The 15,370-nt window shown below is 68.3% G+C and carries 13 protein-coding genes and 2 pseudogenes; 9 read left to right on the top strand and 6 right to left on the bottom strand.

The window, feature by feature from the left end:
* Positions 1-28: 28 nt before the first annotated feature.
* From FHR32_RS47340 to FHR32_RS24260, 3 genes and pseudogenes are all read right to left on the bottom strand, one after another.
* Positions 29-917, bottom strand: a pseudogene (locus FHR32_RS47340) (transposase family protein).
* A 155-nt stretch (positions 918-1,072) separates the two neighbouring features.
* Positions 1,073-1,465, bottom strand: a complete 393-nt coding sequence (locus tag FHR32_RS24265; protein ID WP_184756821.1) for a RidA family protein — start codon at positions 1,463-1,465, stop codon at positions 1,073-1,075.
* On the bottom strand, positions 1,462-2,049 hold the full coding sequence (locus FHR32_RS24260) for a DinB family protein (RefSeq protein WP_184756820.1): 588 nt from the start codon (positions 2,047-2,049) through the stop codon (positions 1,462-1,464). The genes FHR32_RS24265 and FHR32_RS24260 overlap by 4 nt, the downstream gene beginning before the upstream one ends.
* 60 nt (positions 2,050-2,109) lie before the next feature.
* On the opposite strand from FHR32_RS24260, the gene FHR32_RS24255 reads away from it, so the two are divergent.
* The 5 genes and pseudogenes from FHR32_RS24255 (at position 2,110) to FHR32_RS24240 (ending at position 6,088) form a co-directional block, all read left to right on the top strand.
* Positions 2,110-3,102: a helix-turn-helix transcriptional regulator gene (locus tag FHR32_RS24255; protein WP_184756819.1), complete on the top strand. Its 993-nt coding sequence runs from the start codon at positions 2,110-2,112 to the stop codon at positions 3,100-3,102.
* Positions 3,099-3,224: a hypothetical protein gene (locus tag FHR32_RS46100; RefSeq protein ID WP_281391041.1), complete on the top strand. Its 126-nt coding sequence runs from the start codon at positions 3,099-3,101 to the stop codon at positions 3,222-3,224. Before FHR32_RS24255 ends, FHR32_RS46100 begins: the two co-directional genes overlap by 4 nt.
* A 402-nt stretch (positions 3,225-3,626) precedes the next feature.
* Positions 3,627-4,448: pseudogene (locus FHR32_RS24250) on the top strand (IS110 family transposase); the annotation flags it as partial.
* A gap of 137 nt (positions 4,449-4,585) precedes the next feature.
* Positions 4,586-5,233 carry a hypothetical protein gene (locus FHR32_RS24245; RefSeq protein WP_221466184.1) on the top strand — a complete coding sequence of 216 codons (648 nt, stop codon included), beginning with the start codon at positions 4,586-4,588 and terminating at the stop codon, positions 5,231-5,233.
* Positions 5,234-5,485: 252 nt separating this feature from the next.
* Positions 5,486-6,088 carry a hypothetical protein gene (locus FHR32_RS24240; RefSeq protein ID WP_221466183.1) on the top strand — a complete coding sequence of 201 codons (603 nt, stop codon included), beginning with the start codon at positions 5,486-5,488 and terminating at the stop codon, positions 6,086-6,088.
* A 373-nt stretch (positions 6,089-6,461) separates the two neighbouring features.
* Here FHR32_RS24240 and FHR32_RS24235 read toward each other — a convergent pair whose 3' ends face one another.
* Positions 6,462-7,025, bottom strand: a complete 564-nt coding sequence (locus tag FHR32_RS24235) for a GNAT family N-acetyltransferase (protein WP_184756817.1) — start codon at positions 7,023-7,025, stop codon at positions 6,462-6,464.
* A 272-nt stretch (positions 7,026-7,297) separates the two neighbouring features.
* Between FHR32_RS24235 and FHR32_RS24230 the strand changes: the two genes are divergently transcribed.
* Positions 7,298-8,854: an ATP-dependent DNA helicase gene (locus tag FHR32_RS24230; protein ID WP_184756816.1), complete on the top strand. Its 1,557-nt coding sequence runs from the start codon at positions 7,298-7,300 to the stop codon at positions 8,852-8,854.
* A 399-nt stretch (positions 8,855-9,253) separates the two neighbouring features.
* On the opposite strand, the gene FHR32_RS24225 is transcribed toward FHR32_RS24230, so the two are convergent.
* Complete coding sequence (locus FHR32_RS24225) at positions 9,254-10,171, bottom strand: aminoglycoside phosphotransferase family protein (protein WP_184756815.1); 918 nt, start codon at positions 10,169-10,171, stop codon at positions 9,254-9,256.
* Positions 10,172-10,652: 481 nt separating this feature from the next.
* Here FHR32_RS24225 and FHR32_RS24220 point away from each other — a divergent pair, with 481 nt between their 5' ends.
* Complete coding sequence (locus FHR32_RS24220; protein ID WP_184753171.1) at positions 10,653-12,410, top strand: IS1634 family transposase; 1,758 nt, start codon at positions 10,653-10,655, stop codon at positions 12,408-12,410.
* Between the two features lie 242 nt (positions 12,411-12,652).
* Here FHR32_RS24220 and FHR32_RS24215 read toward each other — a convergent pair whose 3' ends face one another.
* Positions 12,653-13,819 (bottom strand): erythromycin esterase family protein, encoded by a 1,167-nt coding sequence (locus FHR32_RS24215; RefSeq protein ID WP_184756814.1) that lies wholly within the window; start codon positions 13,817-13,819, stop codon positions 12,653-12,655.
* Between the two features lie 91 nt (positions 13,820-13,910).
* Here FHR32_RS24215 and FHR32_RS24210 point away from each other — a divergent pair, with 91 nt between their 5' ends.
* Together FHR32_RS24210 and FHR32_RS24205 are read left to right on the top strand one after the other, a co-directional pair.
* Positions 13,911-14,594, top strand: a complete 684-nt coding sequence (locus tag FHR32_RS24210; RefSeq protein ID WP_184756813.1) for a TioE family transcriptional regulator — start codon at positions 13,911-13,913, stop codon at positions 14,592-14,594.
* Between the two features lie 158 nt (positions 14,595-14,752).
* Positions 14,753-15,337: a recombinase family protein gene (locus FHR32_RS24205; protein WP_184756812.1), complete on the top strand. Its 585-nt coding sequence runs from the start codon at positions 14,753-14,755 to the stop codon at positions 15,335-15,337.
* Positions 15,338-15,370 lie beyond the last annotated feature (33 nt).

The following is a 15,370-nucleotide window of genomic DNA, read 5'->3' as shown; positions in this document are numbered from 1 at the left end:
CTGTCTCTCTTTCGGTGGTGACGGAGCGTCAGGCCAGGAGGATGCGGTGGCGGAGCAGCGTGAAACCGGCGCGGCCGTGCATCTGGCGCATGATGCGCTTGGTCTTGGTGTTCACGCCTTCGGTGCCGCCGTTGTGGTAGGGCAAGGTCAGGGCCGCGCGGACGGCATCGCGGTCCTGGTCGAGGCCGCGGGTGAAAGCGTGCAGGTGAGGTAGATCGGCGGCACGGGCGGTGGTGATCCGGGCGTTGAGGCGGCCGGCGTTGCCGTCACGCGGCTGGAGCAGGTCGGCGAAGCCGCGGACGAGCCCGGCCAACTCGATCATCTCCGGGCAGGCGGTGGTGAGGTCGTCCAGCAGGCGCCGGCGGGTGTCGGTCAGATTGCCGGGCCGGGTGAGCAAGAGCCGGGCCAGGCGGCGCGATGAAAAGCGAAGTCGTCCACCCCCAGCACCCGGGGCACCGGTGGCTGCGGCAAGGGCAGGCGCAGCAGGATACGCAGGGCGGTATGCCGGGACAGGCGCATGGCCAGGACGGACAAGGCCCGCGTGCCGGCGCGTCCGGCCAGCTCGCGGACCACCGCGCCGATCTGGCAGGTCAGACGGGATGTGCGCCGCTGGTAGCGCTCCAGCACCCCGGGGAGCTGTTCGCGGAAGGTCTGGCGGCAGCCGCGTGTCGGGCAGACCAGGCGGCGGACCCGTACCACCACCAGCACGCGGCGTGCGTCGACCGGCACATCGGCCACGCTCCGCTCGTGATAGCCGTGCACGCGCGTCGTCTGGCCCCGCACCCCGGACAGGCGACCGACCCGTCCGGGGTTCGCGCCCGCACCCGGATCCGCTCGCCTTCGTCCGCCACGTCCTGCACTACCAGCGGCGATAACCCCGAAAACACCGTACTCACCAGTTCGTTGACATCACGCACAACTCACCGTGACGCAGCAGGACGTTCGGTCACCACCGAATCTGCGACAGAGCCGAAAACCCGTACAGTCCCGTCCCGTAAGCCGATCGTGCTACGGCGCTGTCATCGGCCACGCGGCGAGTTACGCCTTTGCAGCCTCGATCCGTGGGTTCGTCCTATTCGGGGATGATCGCTACTGCGTCGATCTCCACGAGCGTGCCTGGGCGAGCGTGTCCTGCGGTGGAAACGACCGTGATGGCTGTGCGGTGATTGCCCCACACTGATCGCGACGCCGCGTATCCCACCTGTGCGTCGACCCCATTGACGAGGTAGATGTTGAGTTTGACGACATGCTCGGGACCGGTACCCGCGACAGCAAGCACAGTCAGCACGTTTCGCATTGCCTGAGTGGTTTGCGCCTCAATACCGTCGAACAGGTTTCCGGTGCTATCGGTGCCGAGCTGGCCACCAACATAGAGCGTCCGGGCAGCGGGTGCGATCACGCCCTGCGTGAAGGCAGGGTTGCTGTGGAGTTCTTCAGGGTCGAGGTGTGTCGTCTTTGCGGTCATGAGTCTCCCCCAGAGGTGCCGGGTTCCGTGTGCAGGTAGAGGTCGCGCAGCAGGCAGACCTCGGACAGGTGGTGGATCAGCTCGCGGTGGATGTGCAGCACCAGATCGGCCATGGGCGCCTCAGGGAAGGGCTCCTTCGCGCCGATCGGGACCCGGAGCCCGGCCTCGCCGAGGCCGCGCACCCCGGCCAGCCAGAGGTCGAGCTGGGCCTCGATCTGGTCGAGCGCGGTGGCCGCGCTGCCGGCGTACTCCCAGGTCTCGTACGACGCCGCCGGCGCGCCGAAGTGCGCCGCGTTGCGCGCGGCGAGCACGCCGACGATGACGTGACCGAGTCGCCAGGCGATCGTGGTGAAGGCCGCGGGGACCGGCCCGGGGAAGGCGTAGTCCATCGTGAAGTCCCCGGCACCGAGCTGCACGGGCGCCGTCGAGCTGCCGCGCGGCCGCACGCTCCAGGCGTCCGGCACCGGCGACCAGAAGTACTCGTCGTCGGTGAGGCCGTCGAGCCGGGCTCGGAGCTGATGGTTCCAGTGGAACTCCCACTGCTCGCGCAGCGTCCGGTTCCAGTCGAGTTCGTCTGCATCCATGGAGCCACCCTGACACCTCTAGCGGACAGGATCGGTCCGCTATCTGGCAAGGTGGGCGACATGGACATGGCAAGCGGTGGCGAGCGGGGTACGACGGAGCGGGTGCTCACCCTGCTCGGGCTGCTGCAGCAGCGCCAGGTCTGGACCGGCCCCGAGCTCGCCGACCGGCTCGGGGTCACGCCGCGCACGGTACGGCGTGATGTCGAGCGGCTGCGCACGCTCGGCTATCCGGTGCATGCCAGCCAGGGTGTCGGCGGCGGCTACCAACTCGGCCCGGGGCAGGACCTGCCGCCGCTGCTTCTCGACGACGAGGAGGCGATCGCCACCGTGGTCTCGCTGCTCGCCGGCGCGGGTGGCGCGGTCGCCGGCGACGCCACACTCCGGGCGCTGACCAAGCTCGACCGGGTGCTGCCCACCCGGTTGCGGCACGAGGTGCGCGCGCTCTCCGGCTCGGTGGAGTCCTTCGGCGCAGGCCGCACGCCGGTCGACCCCGAGGCGCTCATGACGCTGGCCAGAGCCTGCCGCGACGAAGTCGAGGCCGGCTTCGACTACCCGTCCGGGAGCGAGGTGCGACGGCGGCGGGTCGAGCCCTACCGCCTGGTCGCCTCCGACCGGCGCTGGTACCTCCTCGCCTACGACCTCGATCGCGACGACTGGCGCAGCTTCCGCGTCGACCGGATGACCGATGTGTCTGCACGGACCTGGCGCTTCCGCCCGCGCGCGGCGCCCGACGCGGCGACGTACGTGCAGGAGGGTGTGGCGAGTCGGGTCTACCCGCACCAGGCGCGCTTCCTCGTGCACGCGTCGGCCGACACGGTGCGCGCGCAGATTCCGGCGTCGGCGGCCGTCGTACGACGGCGAGGGAGCGAGCTCTGCGAGGTGCTCAGCGGCGCCGCCAGCCTCGACTTCGTGCTCATGCACGTGCTCCTGCTGGGGCACGACTTCGAGGTACTCGACCCTCCGGAGCTCGGGAGGCGCTGTCGCGCGCTGGCGGAGAGACTGCTGTCGGCCGGTGCAACGATCTCACCGGTGCCGGATATGGAGGAGTCATGAGCCGCGACCACACCAGCGCCGAGATGCGGGTGCCCCGCCAGTGCCTCGTCGACGCGATCGGCAACGTCGACATCCTGCTGCAGATGCTCACCGGACTGTCGGCCACCTTCGGCGAGGACTGATCCAGCGGTTCGCCCATATCTGCGGGAACAGCGATGTCTTTACTCAACCGGGAGCCCGATTCCTTCACAGAGGCCGTACGCGGTGGGGGGAGCTACCTGACGAGTGGTGATCAAGAGAGATCGAGTGAACGCCTGTGTGGATACCGGGCCTTGAGTCCTCTGCCAAGGCCGTGCGCCTCGGTCTCTCTCGATCGCCACCCGCCAGCACACCGGTCTACCAAGATCGTGGTGTGAGCCCGCTGCAGGACGGACCGCTTCTGGAAACCGGGGCCATCGAGCCCTTACGCAGAGGGCGGGCCTGCGGCGGGCTGGGGTCACGAACTGCTGATCGGATGTCGAGCCGCCGAGCTCTCTCATTAGGGCGTGGCGTGCCCCTGCGCGGCTCACCTGCTGCAACGACCGATGAAGGAGACGCTGTTGAGGGTGACATGCGGAATCGACCGGGCGGAGAAGCACCACGACGTCGCTCTGGTCGACGAGACCGGCAAGCTGGTGGCCAAGAAACGCATCAGCGACGATGCCAAGGGCCGGCAGACCCTGGTCGAGCTGCTGGCCGAACACGGCGACAACCCAGAGGCGCCGATCCCGGTCGCGATCGAAACCGGGCGCGGCCTGATGGTGGCCTGTCTGCGTGCCACCGGCCGCAAGGTGTATGCGATCAACCCGCTGGCCGTTGCCCGCTACCGCGAACGCCACACCGTCGCCCGGTCCAAGTCCGACCACGCCGACGCACTGACCTTGGCCAACATCCTGCGCGTCGACGCCGACCACCACAGGCCGCTGCCGACCGACTCCGAACTTGTCCAGGCGATCGCCGTGCTCGCTCGCGCCCAGCAGGACGCGGTCTGGAACCGCCAGCAGCTTGCCAACCAACTCCGCTCCCTGCTGAGGGAGTACTTTCCCGCGGCGCTGAAGGCCTTCCAGGTCAAGAACATCGGGCTGACCTCACACGAGGCGAGGGCTGTACTGCAGGCGGCGCACACGCCCGCGGCGGCCGCCAATCTCACTGTCCGACGGCTGCACTCCGTGCTGCGCTCCTCGGGCCGCCAGCGAAACGTCGAGACGTGGGTTGAGCGCCTGCAAGAGGTTTTCCGTGAGGAGCATCTTCGTCAACTCCCGCTCGTTGAGGAAGCGCTCGGCCGCCAGGCCCAGGCGCTACTGGTGCAGCTCGATGCCGCCTGCCGCGCCGCCAACGACCTCGCCGAAGCGACCAGCGAGGCCTTCCACCGGGGCCGGCGGCTGAGCGGCGGCCCTGCGCGTCGTCTCCTGCGTGGCGGCGCGTCTCCCTCCTTCCAAGCCGGGCTGTCCGGCAGGGCGCCGTACAGCACCCGGGCGGTGGCGGCCAGGGCGGCGACGTCGGTGTGCGCCTGCTCACGTGCCGTACGGGCCACGTGCTGAGCCTGCCGTGCCGCCTGCAGATCCTGCAGGACCTCATCGGGCGAGGTGCCCTGCGGCAGCGTCGCGCTGCGGGCGACCTGGCCGATGATCCGGGCCGCCGCGCCGAAGTCGCGGAGGTGATGATCTGGCTGCGCAGCAACCACGGACGCGAGGTCAGCTACGCCGACATCGCCGCCGGAGTCGGCATCAAAGTCAGCCACCGGCTGCGGCAGGCCGTCCGTGTCGCCCGCGTGATCGCGACCAACCGGGGCGATCGCCTGGAAAGATTCATGCCCTCGACCGATCCTGCCCGGCGCAGGGTCTGGGTCACCCGTTACATGCGCTGCGGGCTCGGCGATGAGTTCAGCGCCCGCGACGCGATGTCGGCCGCACGAACGGCGATGACGGCGATGAAGGACATGCACCGCGCCACCGCTTTCACGGCCGGCAGTCCTGGGTCGATCGCGCGTCAGGAGTTCGAAACGATGGCGAAAGCCGCCGCCGAGTGCCTCACGAAGATCTCCGGCATCGACACGGTCGGCCCGCAGGTGGTCAGGCGCGAGAACACCAGTCTGCTCACAGGGATGATCGCCGATCTGGAGGCCCGCCTTGCCGAGCCGGCGGCGGGCTGACAGGGATCAGTTTCCCGCCCATCAACGCCTACCTCCAGGCGCGTCCCGGGCGGTCGAAACACCGGAAACTCGATATGGTGCCCAATGATGTCCCGAAGTGATCAATGCGAGCAAAGGCTCGCCACCGACCGCCGGTCCGATGTGTGAAGGATTGAACGCTGTGACGACGCTGCCACTTTCGTCCGCCGCCCTGCGCTCGTCCAAGACCCGGTGATCCGCAAGCGCGCCACGCGGCCCACGCGGCGGATCGACGTGACTGGCCTTCCCGAGGACATCGTGGCTCTCATCGACGCCCTCCAGCCCGGTGAGAACCTGGTCGTCACGCGGGACGGCCAGTCGTTCGCGACGATCTCCAGCACCATCGACGTGCTCCAAGGCGCCATCGTCGATCGCGACACGCCAGAGGAGGTCAACGACCAACCACCGATCGACTACGACAGCGTGACCGTCGTCGCCACCGCGATGAAGCTGTCGGCGGCGGCCCGGATGTCGCTGTCCACCCAACTGGGGGCGGACTACATCGTGCTCGACATGCACGCGGCTCCCGCAACGGCCGACGTGCTGCTGGCACCGCCGGTCAGCCCGCAGTTGATCGGAAATCTCCGATCAATGTTCCCGAAGGCTCGTGTCATCATCACCGAAGTCGAGGACGAGGAGCTCGGAGTCAATTACCACGGCCCGGTCCGACGCCTGCTCAACGCCGGTGCTGACGCCTACCTGCCCGCGGCGAGCGTCCCTCGTCTGGCCAGGCAGCTCGACTACACGCTCACTCATGGGCTTCAGCTCACCGGCGGGATCGCCACGCCGCTGGCGATCGAAGCGACTACGGAACCACCAGATCCCGAAGATGGCTGACCCCGCTGCCGCTCCTCCCGGTGAATCAAGAGATCAACTCGTTCGTCGAATGCCAGATGCCTCAGTCACGGCGCGCCTACGTGCCTAACGTGCCTTAACGACCATCAAGCAGCTGATCAGCTAGATCGCTTGGCAACCCTAGATAACGATCGGTGAGTGCAGGGTTGTGCAAGGTTTTCCGAAACTATCCGTGTGCGCACTTGCGGGAGTCATCAGGAAAGCCTGCACAACCCTGCACTTCCGCAGGTCAGACAGTCAACTGATCAACCAGTGCGCGCACCAGGAAACCGACCCCGAGCGGCAGCTGACGGCCTGGGAAGCACCTGAAACCCTGGGTCTCCTGGTCTGAGGGCCGCTGTGTTGGATGCTGAGATCAGATTCGGAACATGGACAGGGGAGCCGTGCAGAGGGTCTGCTCAGCGCCGAACTCCTCGAACGTGCTGATGGGGCAGAAGCCAAGGCGGGCGGCGAGTTTCAGAGATCGCTTGTTCGCGGTCTGGGTCACGACCAAGACCGGCTGGTCGGGGAGTTCGTCAGCCGCAGCGCGCAACGCGACCGTTGCGGCCTCGAATGCGAACCCCGCGCCCCATGCACTGCGCCGCAGTACATAGCCCAGTTCCAGTGCCTCGCCATCCTCGGTGACATGCCCAGGGTGATCGGTCGGCCGGCAGGCGAGCATCAATGTTCCGATAAGTCGGTTCGTCGTGTTGTCCGCGATGACATAATTGCCAGGCCTGGATGTCGCGTTGGCGGTTCCGATTGCTGCATCGAAGCGCTGCTCGACGTCACTCCGAGGCTGGGGACCACCGATGTATGCCTGAACCTCGGGATCGGTATAGAGCTCGATGAATCCTTCACGGTCGGCATCGTGCGCTTTGCGAAGCAGGAGTCGTTCCGAAGGGACTTCCGTGGCAGATAGCGTGCGCAATTGGCTCATAGGCCCATAACCATAGAACACGGGACCCTTGTCTGGGGCTGCCGCACTCGCCCGCGCCCGTGGCGTTGACGCGCACCTGGCCGGCCTCCAGGACGTTGCCACCGGTTCGCATCGCGCGCTCCAGCCAGCTGGACATGAAGCTCTCGACGATCCACCGGCGCGGCAGTGACGGCCAGCCTACTTGCCTTACGTGGCTTAACGGCCTTCAAGCGGCTGACCAGCTAGTTCGCTTGACAACCCCAGATAACCGCGGTCGACATCGGCGCCGCGGCGTGGGTGATGCTCGCCTGGCCGATCTGGATCCCGGCCTCCTTCAGCCACGCCTTCAGGGTGAAGGTCTGCACGTTCAACGACTCGGCGGCCTGGCGGATCGTCATCCCGCCGCCCAGCGGGGTCTGAGCGATCTCGATCACCCGGGCCCGCTCTCGGCGCCGCTCTTCTTCGGTCGGCAGATCGCCGCGTGGATCTGGCGCGCCGAGGGCGGCATACCCGCGCGCACGGTCGCCGCCTGGCTACAGTGCATTGCCGACCCCGAACGGCCCGGCCTGGACGGCATCGACGTGCTGGTCATCGATGAGGCCGCGATGGTCGACGACCGCGCCCTGGCGATCCTGATGCGTGAAACCGAGCGCACCGGCACCAAGGTCATACTGATCGGTGACCCGCTGCAGTTGCGCGCGGTCGGTGTCGGCGGTGCCTTCGCCGCAATTCACCGGCAGGTCGAGGGCCTGGTGCTGGAGGAGAACCGGCGTCAGGTCGACCCGATCGAACGCCAGGCGCTGCAGCTGTGGCGGGCTGGCGACCGCGGCGAAGCGCTGCACACGTGGAGCCAGGGCGGCCGGGTGCACGCCGGACGCGACGCCAGCGACACGTTGGCCGCGCTACTGGCCGACTGGCACACCGCCCGCACGCCGTATCGCGCCGATGCGCACGACGAGCTCGCTGCCGTCCTGGTGCTCGCCGGGTCGAACGCCGATGCCGAACGGCTCAACCTCGCCGCGCGGGCGATCCGCCGCCGGGCTGGGGAACTGACCGGCCCTGACCGGCTGTATCGGCTGCCCGGCGGCCGCACTCTGCCGCTCGCGGTCGGCGATCACGTGCGGCTGCGGACCAACGACTACCGCTCCCGCAAGAGCCGGGGACGGCGGGTCGACGTGCTGAACGGTTACCGGGGCACCGTGGTCGCGATCCACGGCGACCGTTCGGTGAGCGTGCAGTGGCGCCGGCAGGGCCCGGACAGGCCGGTCCTGGTTACCGAGCGAGTGACGCCCGCGTACATCACGTCCGGCGGCCTGTCGCACGGCACCGCGATGACGGTCGCCGCCGCCCAGGGACTGACCAGCGACCACGCGCTGATCTACGGGATGGGCCTGAACCCGCACACGTTGTACGCGGCGATGACCCGCGACCGGCTCAGCGCCCACCTGTACCTGCCGCGCAACTTGCTGGAGTCCGACGCCGACCGCGCCCGCCACGGCGAACCCCGCAACCCCGCCGAGGAACTGCACCGCACCCTGGACGCCTACGCCGCGACCCTGCAGGGCGATCGCGCCGACCGCCTCATCACTGAGGAGCCCGAACCCATCGCCGCGGTGCGCGCGCGAGCGGGAAGCCGCCGAACAGGCGCGGATCCAGCAGATGGCCAAGGCCAACCTCGCGGCCGCCATGCTGGAGCACGTCACGCACCCGCAGCGCCCGTACGGCCTGCTCAGCACCGAGGACCTGCAAGCGCGAATCGCCGCCGCGGCCGCGCAGACAACGGTCCTGGCCGTCCTGACCGCCGAGGCCGACTACCGCCGCCGGCTCGATACTGCCCGGCAGCGAGGTGAGGACCAGGCTCGCCGTGATCCGGCCGCTCCCGCCCTGGCCCGCAGGCGCCGCGAGCAGGCCCAGCAGCAGACCGAGGCCCGACGCCGCTCACGCGACCCAGGACGCACCTACCGGCCGCCCACCCCCGGCATCACCTTCAAGGGCCCGAGCCAGGGATACGGCCGCTGAGCACCCCAACCGTGTTTCACGAGTTTCGCGAGGCCGCTACGTGCGTGCGCGCGAGGCATCCCGGTCATCGCCCCGGCCGGGCCGGGAGCTCGTCTTATCTGGGGTTGTCAAACGAACTTGCTGGTCAGCCGCATGAAGGTCGTTAAGGCACGTTAGGCAAGTAGACGCCAACATGCCGAGCATGGCCGGGACCGGCGCGACGGTCTTCGAGCGCGTGGGGAAGCGATTGATCAGCGATGGGTCGTTGCGATGAGGCGTCGCAGTGCGGCGTGGGCGGGTGGGCCCCATGTGGGCTTGCCGCCTGGGCGGCCGTGGACGCCGGCGTCTCCGATGAGGATGCCGCTGAGGGCGCGGCCCACCGCCCATCCGCGGGCGCGGCGCAGGGTCGCGGCGTCCGGGGCCGGCTGGTAGGTGGCATGGAAGCGGTCGACGGTGTCGTCCGGCAGCAGAATCCAAGCGGCGGCGAGGTCGCAGGCCGGGTCGCCCGCGAAGAGGTCGCCGAAGTCGATCACGCCGCAGAAGGTGCCGTCCGCGGTGAGAATGTTGGCCGGATGCAGGTCGCCGTGGAGCCATAGCGCCGGGCCGGCCCAGTCGGGCGCGGCGGCGGCGTCTTCCCAGACCGCACGGACGGCGTCTGGGTCGGGGATGAGCCCCAGCTTGGTGGCCGAGGCGAGCTGCTTGGCGAAACCCTCGGAGTGGTCGGCCAGCGGCCCTCCGCGGTCCCGGCCGGCGGGCGCCTCATCGGGGGCAGGTTGGTGAAGTGCCGTCAGGAAGGCGGCCAGGGCGGTGGTCGCCTCCGCTGCGCGTGTGACGGGGGCACGGTCGGCCGGCTCGCCCGGCACCCAGGTGGTGACGATCCAGGGGCGCGGAAACCGCGCGGAGGGCTCGCCGAGGCGCTGCGGGACGGGAACCGGCAGAGGAAGGCGTGGGGCAAGAGCGGGCAGCCAAGTGTGCTCCTTGCGCAGCAGCGCGTCCGCAGACTGCGTCGCCCAGGGCAACCGGACGGCGAGGTCGTCGCCGAGCCGCCATAGCTGGTTGTCCCAGCCACGCGCGCCGAGCCGCAAAGGGTAATCGGCCAGGTCGGGGTGCTGGTCACGCAGCAGATCCCGCACCAACCCCGCGCTGATCTCGATCTCGGTGTGAGTCATGCGGAGCAACAGTAGCCGGATGGCGGCCCGCCCGTTCCTCCCCGGTTCAAGGCCATCAGACCAGGAGACCCAGGGTTTCGGGTGTTTCCCAGGCCGTCAGATGCCGCTCTGGGTCGGTTTCCTCCTGCGCGCACTGGTTGATCAGCTCTGCGAGGGCCACTCGGGCCGGTAGTACCGAGGTGGTGCACCTGACATGGGGGGCAGACAAGATAAACGTCAAGGGGGCAACGGCAGTCGGCACACGGGACAGAACAACAACTCTTTCCGGTCACTCAGTGGCGTCACCCCAGGTCAGCGCCTTCACATTGGTTCCCTCGCCGATTCCCGAGTTCCGCGTAATTAGCGGTCACTAGAGACTCCGACCGGGTAAACTTGCAGGTCAGAATGGTGTGACTAGAGCTGCGGCCTGAAATCGCCTAGAGAAACGCCTGGGCAGATTGCCCCGTTAGCTCCGGGTTTGGGTGGGTATCGTCTAGAGACGATGTATGTGAAGACCACCAGCCGGAAGACCAAGAACGGCACGGCAGTCCGCTACCTGCACCTGGCCCACAACGAGTGGGACCCGGTCGCAGGTCGCTCCGTGCCCAAAATCTTGCACAGCTTCGGCCGGGAAGACCAACTCGACCGCACCGCGATCACCCGGCTGGTCGCCTCTCTATCCAAGCTGCTGGACCCGGCCGAAGCACTGGCCGCCACCACGGCCCCCGGCCTGGCGTTCCTAGAATCACGCCCTTACGGCGGCACCTACGCACTGGACCAGATATGGCGCCGGCTGGGCATCGACCAGATCCTCATCCAGCTCCTGCAGGGCCGCCGCGGCCGGCCCCGTGACGTCTCGGCCGAGCGGGTGCTGTTCGCTCTGGTCGCCAACCGCGCCCTGGCTCCGTCGTCCAAACTGGCTGCCGCCGACTGGATCAGCAACGATGCCCACATCGACGGCCTGGCCGCCACCAGCGACGACGCCTGCTACCGGGCCATGGACTGGCTACACGACGTCCGCGAACGACTGGAGGCCGAGATCTACAACCAGGTCGCCAACCAGCTCAATCTGGAGGTGGACCTGCTGTTCTTCGACACCACCAGCACCTACTTCGAACTCGACGAGGCCGACGAGCCGATCGCTCGCGACGAGCACGGACTGCCGGTCTCCCCACCCGCATCCGCATCCGCATCCGCATCCGCATCCGCATCCGACGGCGACGGCGACGGCGACGGCGAGCAGGACAGGGCCGGATTTCGCACCTACGGCAAGTCCAAGGACTCCCGCGACGACCTGCCGCAGATCGTCATCGGCATGGCCGTCACCCGCTCCGGCATCCCGGTCCGGGTATGGTCCTGGCCGGGCAACACCTCCGATTCAGCGTTGATCCGGCAGGTCAAGGACGACATGCGGGACTGGACCCTGTCCAAGATCGTGTGGGTGGCCGACCGCGGGTTCGCCTCCGCGGCCAACCGCCGCTACCCGCGCAGGGGCGATCATCACTACATCATCGGCGAGAAGCTGCGCTCCGACAGCCCCGAGATCACCACCGCGCTGTCGCGGCAGGGCCGCTACGCCGACATCACCGCGAACATGCGCATCAAAGAGGTCAAGGTCAGCGAGCACGAACGGTTCGTGATCTGCCACAACCCCGAGGCGGCCGCCCGCGACGCCCACGTCCGCGAGCAACTCATCACCCAACTGCGCGAGCTGATCGACGGCTCCGACACGCTGAGCGTGATCAAACGGGCCGAGCTACGCGGGAAGATCAGCGCCAGGCCCGCGCTGAACCGCTATCTGCGCACCACCCCCGGCGGGCGCTTACGGATCAACGCCCGCGCGATCAACGCTGAGGCCAACCTGGACGGCAAATACCTGCTGCGCTGCTCGGACCCGCATCTACCGGCCGCCGACATCGCCGTCGGCTACAAGCAGCTTTTGCAGGTCGAGCGCGGCTGGCGCGACATGAAGTCGATCATCGATCTGCGGCCCGTCTACCACCGCCGCGAGGAACGTATCCGCGCCCATGTCATCTTGTGCTGGCTGGCCCTGCTGCTGGTCCGCATCATCGAAAACACCGTCGGCGACACCTGGGTGAGCATTCGCCGTCACCTCAACCGTCTGCAGATCGGTACCTTCCATGGCCCCGCGGGCCGCTTCCGTCAGCGCACCGAGCCCACCAAGGTCCACCGCGACCTGCTGACCAAACTCGGTATCGCTGCGCCCCAGCAGATCATCGAGCTCGCTGCTCTCTCCTGATCCTTCCTAAGCTCGGACCTGTGCGCGGACTAGAGAAACGCCCATCCGGTGTGTCTCCACGCGTTTCCCCAGGTCAAGCACCGGTTTCGAGCTCTAGCCGCTCCGAATTACGCGGAACGCAGGACCAGTCCGCACAGCAGCAACCGCCTGGGGATCCCGGGCGCTGCCTTCGGTGAGGGGTGGGCATGGATGGTGTGATTGATGCGCGTGCGTGTCAGCACAGCCTGACACGCACGCGCCTGTCAACCCAGCTTTTTCAGCCTGACAGCCTGCTTGAGGAAGACGATGCCGTCGATCATGTCGAGCTGGGCCGGGTCCAGCGGGAAATAGGCGAAATCGTGGGAGATGCGCGGGGCGGGCTTCGTGACGGCCTCGGCCAGGCGGCGGGCGTCGATGAGAGAGTGGTCCCACGGGAGCGTGGACAGGAGGCCCTCGACGGTGTCCGGGGACGGAATGTCGTCGCCGACCGTGCCGAGGGCCGAGGCCAGAAAGGCGTACCGGTCGCCCAGGTGCGTTTCGGCGATCGCCCCCGCGCTCCACCACTCCAGCGTCTGGTCGCCGAACGGCATGAGGCTCTTGTTCCGCTGCAGGTGAAGGTTGCTGGCGAAAACCAGGGCCGGGCCTTGCTCGGCGACGGCACGCAGGTTGGCGGCCATCATCGCGTCCCGCAGGGCCGACAGCCGGGTCCACCGTTCCGGGGAGGCGTCGGCCAGCCAGTAGTGGTAGCGGAGCAGGCCGACGGCGGTGCGTCCGTACAGTGCCGCCTGTTCCCTGTCCTCCGCGCTCAGCCGCGGCACCTGCGTGTCGAGCAGCGCCACCAGGTCGTCGGCGAGCAGGCGCAGCCGCTGGGCGTCGGCGGACTGGCCGATCGACTGGGACGGATCCATGGCCGTGGCCTCGTTCGACCACCGGTCGTCCGGGCCGAGCAGCGCGTCGAGGGTTTCCATGGTGCAGGGAAGGGGGCCGTCGAGGAGGGCGTAGAGGGCGGTGAGCGCCTGGCGCGGGCTCTCGGCCCAATACTCCAGCGGGCCGTCGAAGCCGAAGAACCGGAGCTTTTCGTCATGCTCCTCGTTGTACGTGCGCATCCAGCGCACGAGCTCGCGGTTGGCCGGGGACGCGCCGAAGCCGTGGCTGAAGCCGCGCTCCATGACGTCATCGAGCGTGCCCGCGCCCGTCGTGATGTAGTCGTCCACCACGAGGCCCCTGAGGCAGTCGCTCTCGATGGCGAAGGACCGGTAGCCCTCATGCTCGACCAGATGCCGGAAGATCTCGTTGCGCAACTCGCCCAGCTCCCCCACGAAGTGCCTGGCCTCGCCAAGGCCGAGCAGCAGGGGCTTGGCGGGAAGCGACCGGAGGAACGCCGAGACGCCCGCGCCATCGAGCGGCCGGGCCGTGTCCTTGATATCCATACCTTCGACGGTATCGCTGAACACTCGGTGTAAACTTTTCCCTGTAAATCCCCGCTCTCATCGCGACGGACCTTCAATCGGTGATGCATCCATGAGGCCAGTGGACCTGGCGCGCGAGCACGGCCTGTCCACCCAGGCGATCAGGAACTACGAGGACGCCGGCATCCTGCCCGCCGCCGAACGCACCGTCCACGGCTATCGCACCTATACGCCGCTGCACGCGCAAGCCCTGCGCGCGTTCCTCGCCCTCGTGCCCGGGCACGGTCACCAGACGGCCACGTCGATCATGCAGGCGGTCAACCGGGGCGCCACCGAGGACGCGCTGCGGCTCATCGACGAGAGCCACGGCCAACTCCTCGACGACCGCCGCACCCTCCAGGCCGTCGAAGCCGCGCTCCGCGATCTGGCGCCCGCGCCGCAGGAGCGCGGCGACACGTTCATCGGCCCGCTGGCCAGGAGACTCGGCATCCGCCCTGCCACCCTGCGCAAATGGGAGAACGCCGGGCTGGTCCGGCCGCGCCGCGATCCGCAGACGGGCTACCGGATCTACAGCGCGGCCGACGTACGGGACGTCCGGCTGGCCCACCAGCTCAGGCGGGGCGGCTACCTGCTGGAGCAGATCGCCCCGCTGATCGCTCAGGTCCGCTCCGCCGGAGGCGTCGCCCCGCTGGAGTCGACCCTGCGCGACTGGCAGGCCCGCCTGTCCGCCCGGGGCCGCGCCATGCTCAAGGGCGCCGCCGACCTGGACGCGTACCTCCGCGCCCGCGAACCCTGAGGCCGAGCCACGTCCACCACAGGAAACGGCATGGCCACGGAAGGAAACCATGCATGAGTGACGGGGCATTTCGCCTGATCAATGGTTCAGCATTCGATCAAAATAGGTGTTCCGCGAACTGTTCCGATGAAAGGGCCTTATCCGGAACACTTGGAGGCGTGAACGGAACCCGGGTCGGCTACGCCCGCTGCTCGACCGACGAACAAGATGTGATCATCCAGACCGAACAGCTGCTCGCGCTCGGCGTCCCGCAGGACCGGATCTACATCGACCGCGGATTCTCTGGAACCACCCGCCGCAACCGCGCCGGACTCGACCAAGCCCTCGCCGCAGTCTGGGACGGGTCGGTGTTCACCGTGACCAAGTTCGACCGGTTCGCCCGCAACATGGCCGAGGCCAACGAGATCCTCACCGACCTGTCCGGCCGCGGTGTCCTGTTCGGCCTCGGCGCATCCGTCTACGACTGGAACGACCCGTTCGGCCGGCTCTTCCTACAGACCCTGGCCATGGTCGCCGAGTTCGAAACGAACATCGGGCATCAGCGGACCCGCGAGGGCATGGCCCTGGCCAAGAAGAACGGCAAGCTCAAGGGCAAGCAACCCAAACTGCCCGAGCCCGCGCGGCGGTCCATCCGCCGCCGCTACGCCGAGGGCGAGGTGTCCCTCGCAGACCTGGCCACCGAGTACAGCGTCGGACGCTCCACCATCCACCGCATTATCCACGGCCCGGAAAACCCCAGGTAAACCACAGGATCAACGCCTACCTTGCGGCTCACC

This window comes from Streptosporangium album (assembly GCF_014203795.1).
Taxonomy (GTDB): Bacteria; Actinomycetota; Actinomycetes; order Streptosporangiales; family Streptosporangiaceae; genus Streptosporangium; species Streptosporangium album.
This window is presented reverse-complemented; position numbering and strand designations above follow the sequence as displayed.

What these genes read in the sequence shown, in the direction of transcription:
- FHR32_RS24260 (WP_184756820.1), bottom strand. Translation starts at nt 2,049, where the DNA reads ATGGATGCAGACGAACTCGACTGGAACCGGACGCTGCGCGAGCAGTGG.
- FHR32_RS24265 (WP_184756821.1), bottom strand. Translation starts at nt 1,465, where the DNA reads ATGACCGCAAAGACGACACACCTCGACCCTGAAGAACTCCACAGCAAC.
- FHR32_RS46100 (WP_281391041.1), top strand. Translation starts at nt 3,099, where the DNA reads ATGAGCCGCGACCACACCAGCGCCGAGATGCGGGTGCCCCGCCAGTGC.
- FHR32_RS24220 (WP_184753171.1), top strand. Translation starts at nt 10,653, where the DNA reads ATGTATGTGAAGACCACCAGCCGGAAGACCAAGAACGGCACGGCAGTC.
- FHR32_RS24210 (WP_184756813.1), top strand. Translation starts at nt 13,911, where the DNA reads ATGAGGCCAGTGGACCTGGCGCGCGAGCACGGCCTGTCCACCCAGGCG.
- FHR32_RS24225 (WP_184756815.1), bottom strand. Translation starts at nt 10,171, where the DNA reads ATGACTCACACCGAGATCGAGATCAGCGCGGGGTTGGTGCGGGATCTG.
- FHR32_RS24235 (WP_184756817.1), bottom strand. Translation starts at nt 7,025, where the DNA reads ATGAGCCAATTGCGCACGCTATCTGCCACGGAAGTCCCTTCGGAACGA.
- FHR32_RS24215 (WP_184756814.1), bottom strand. Translation starts at nt 13,819, where the DNA reads ATGGATATCAAGGACACGGCCCGGCCGCTCGATGGCGCGGGCGTCTCG.
- FHR32_RS24255 (WP_184756819.1), top strand. Translation starts at nt 2,110, where the DNA reads ATGGACATGGCAAGCGGTGGCGAGCGGGGTACGACGGAGCGGGTGCTC.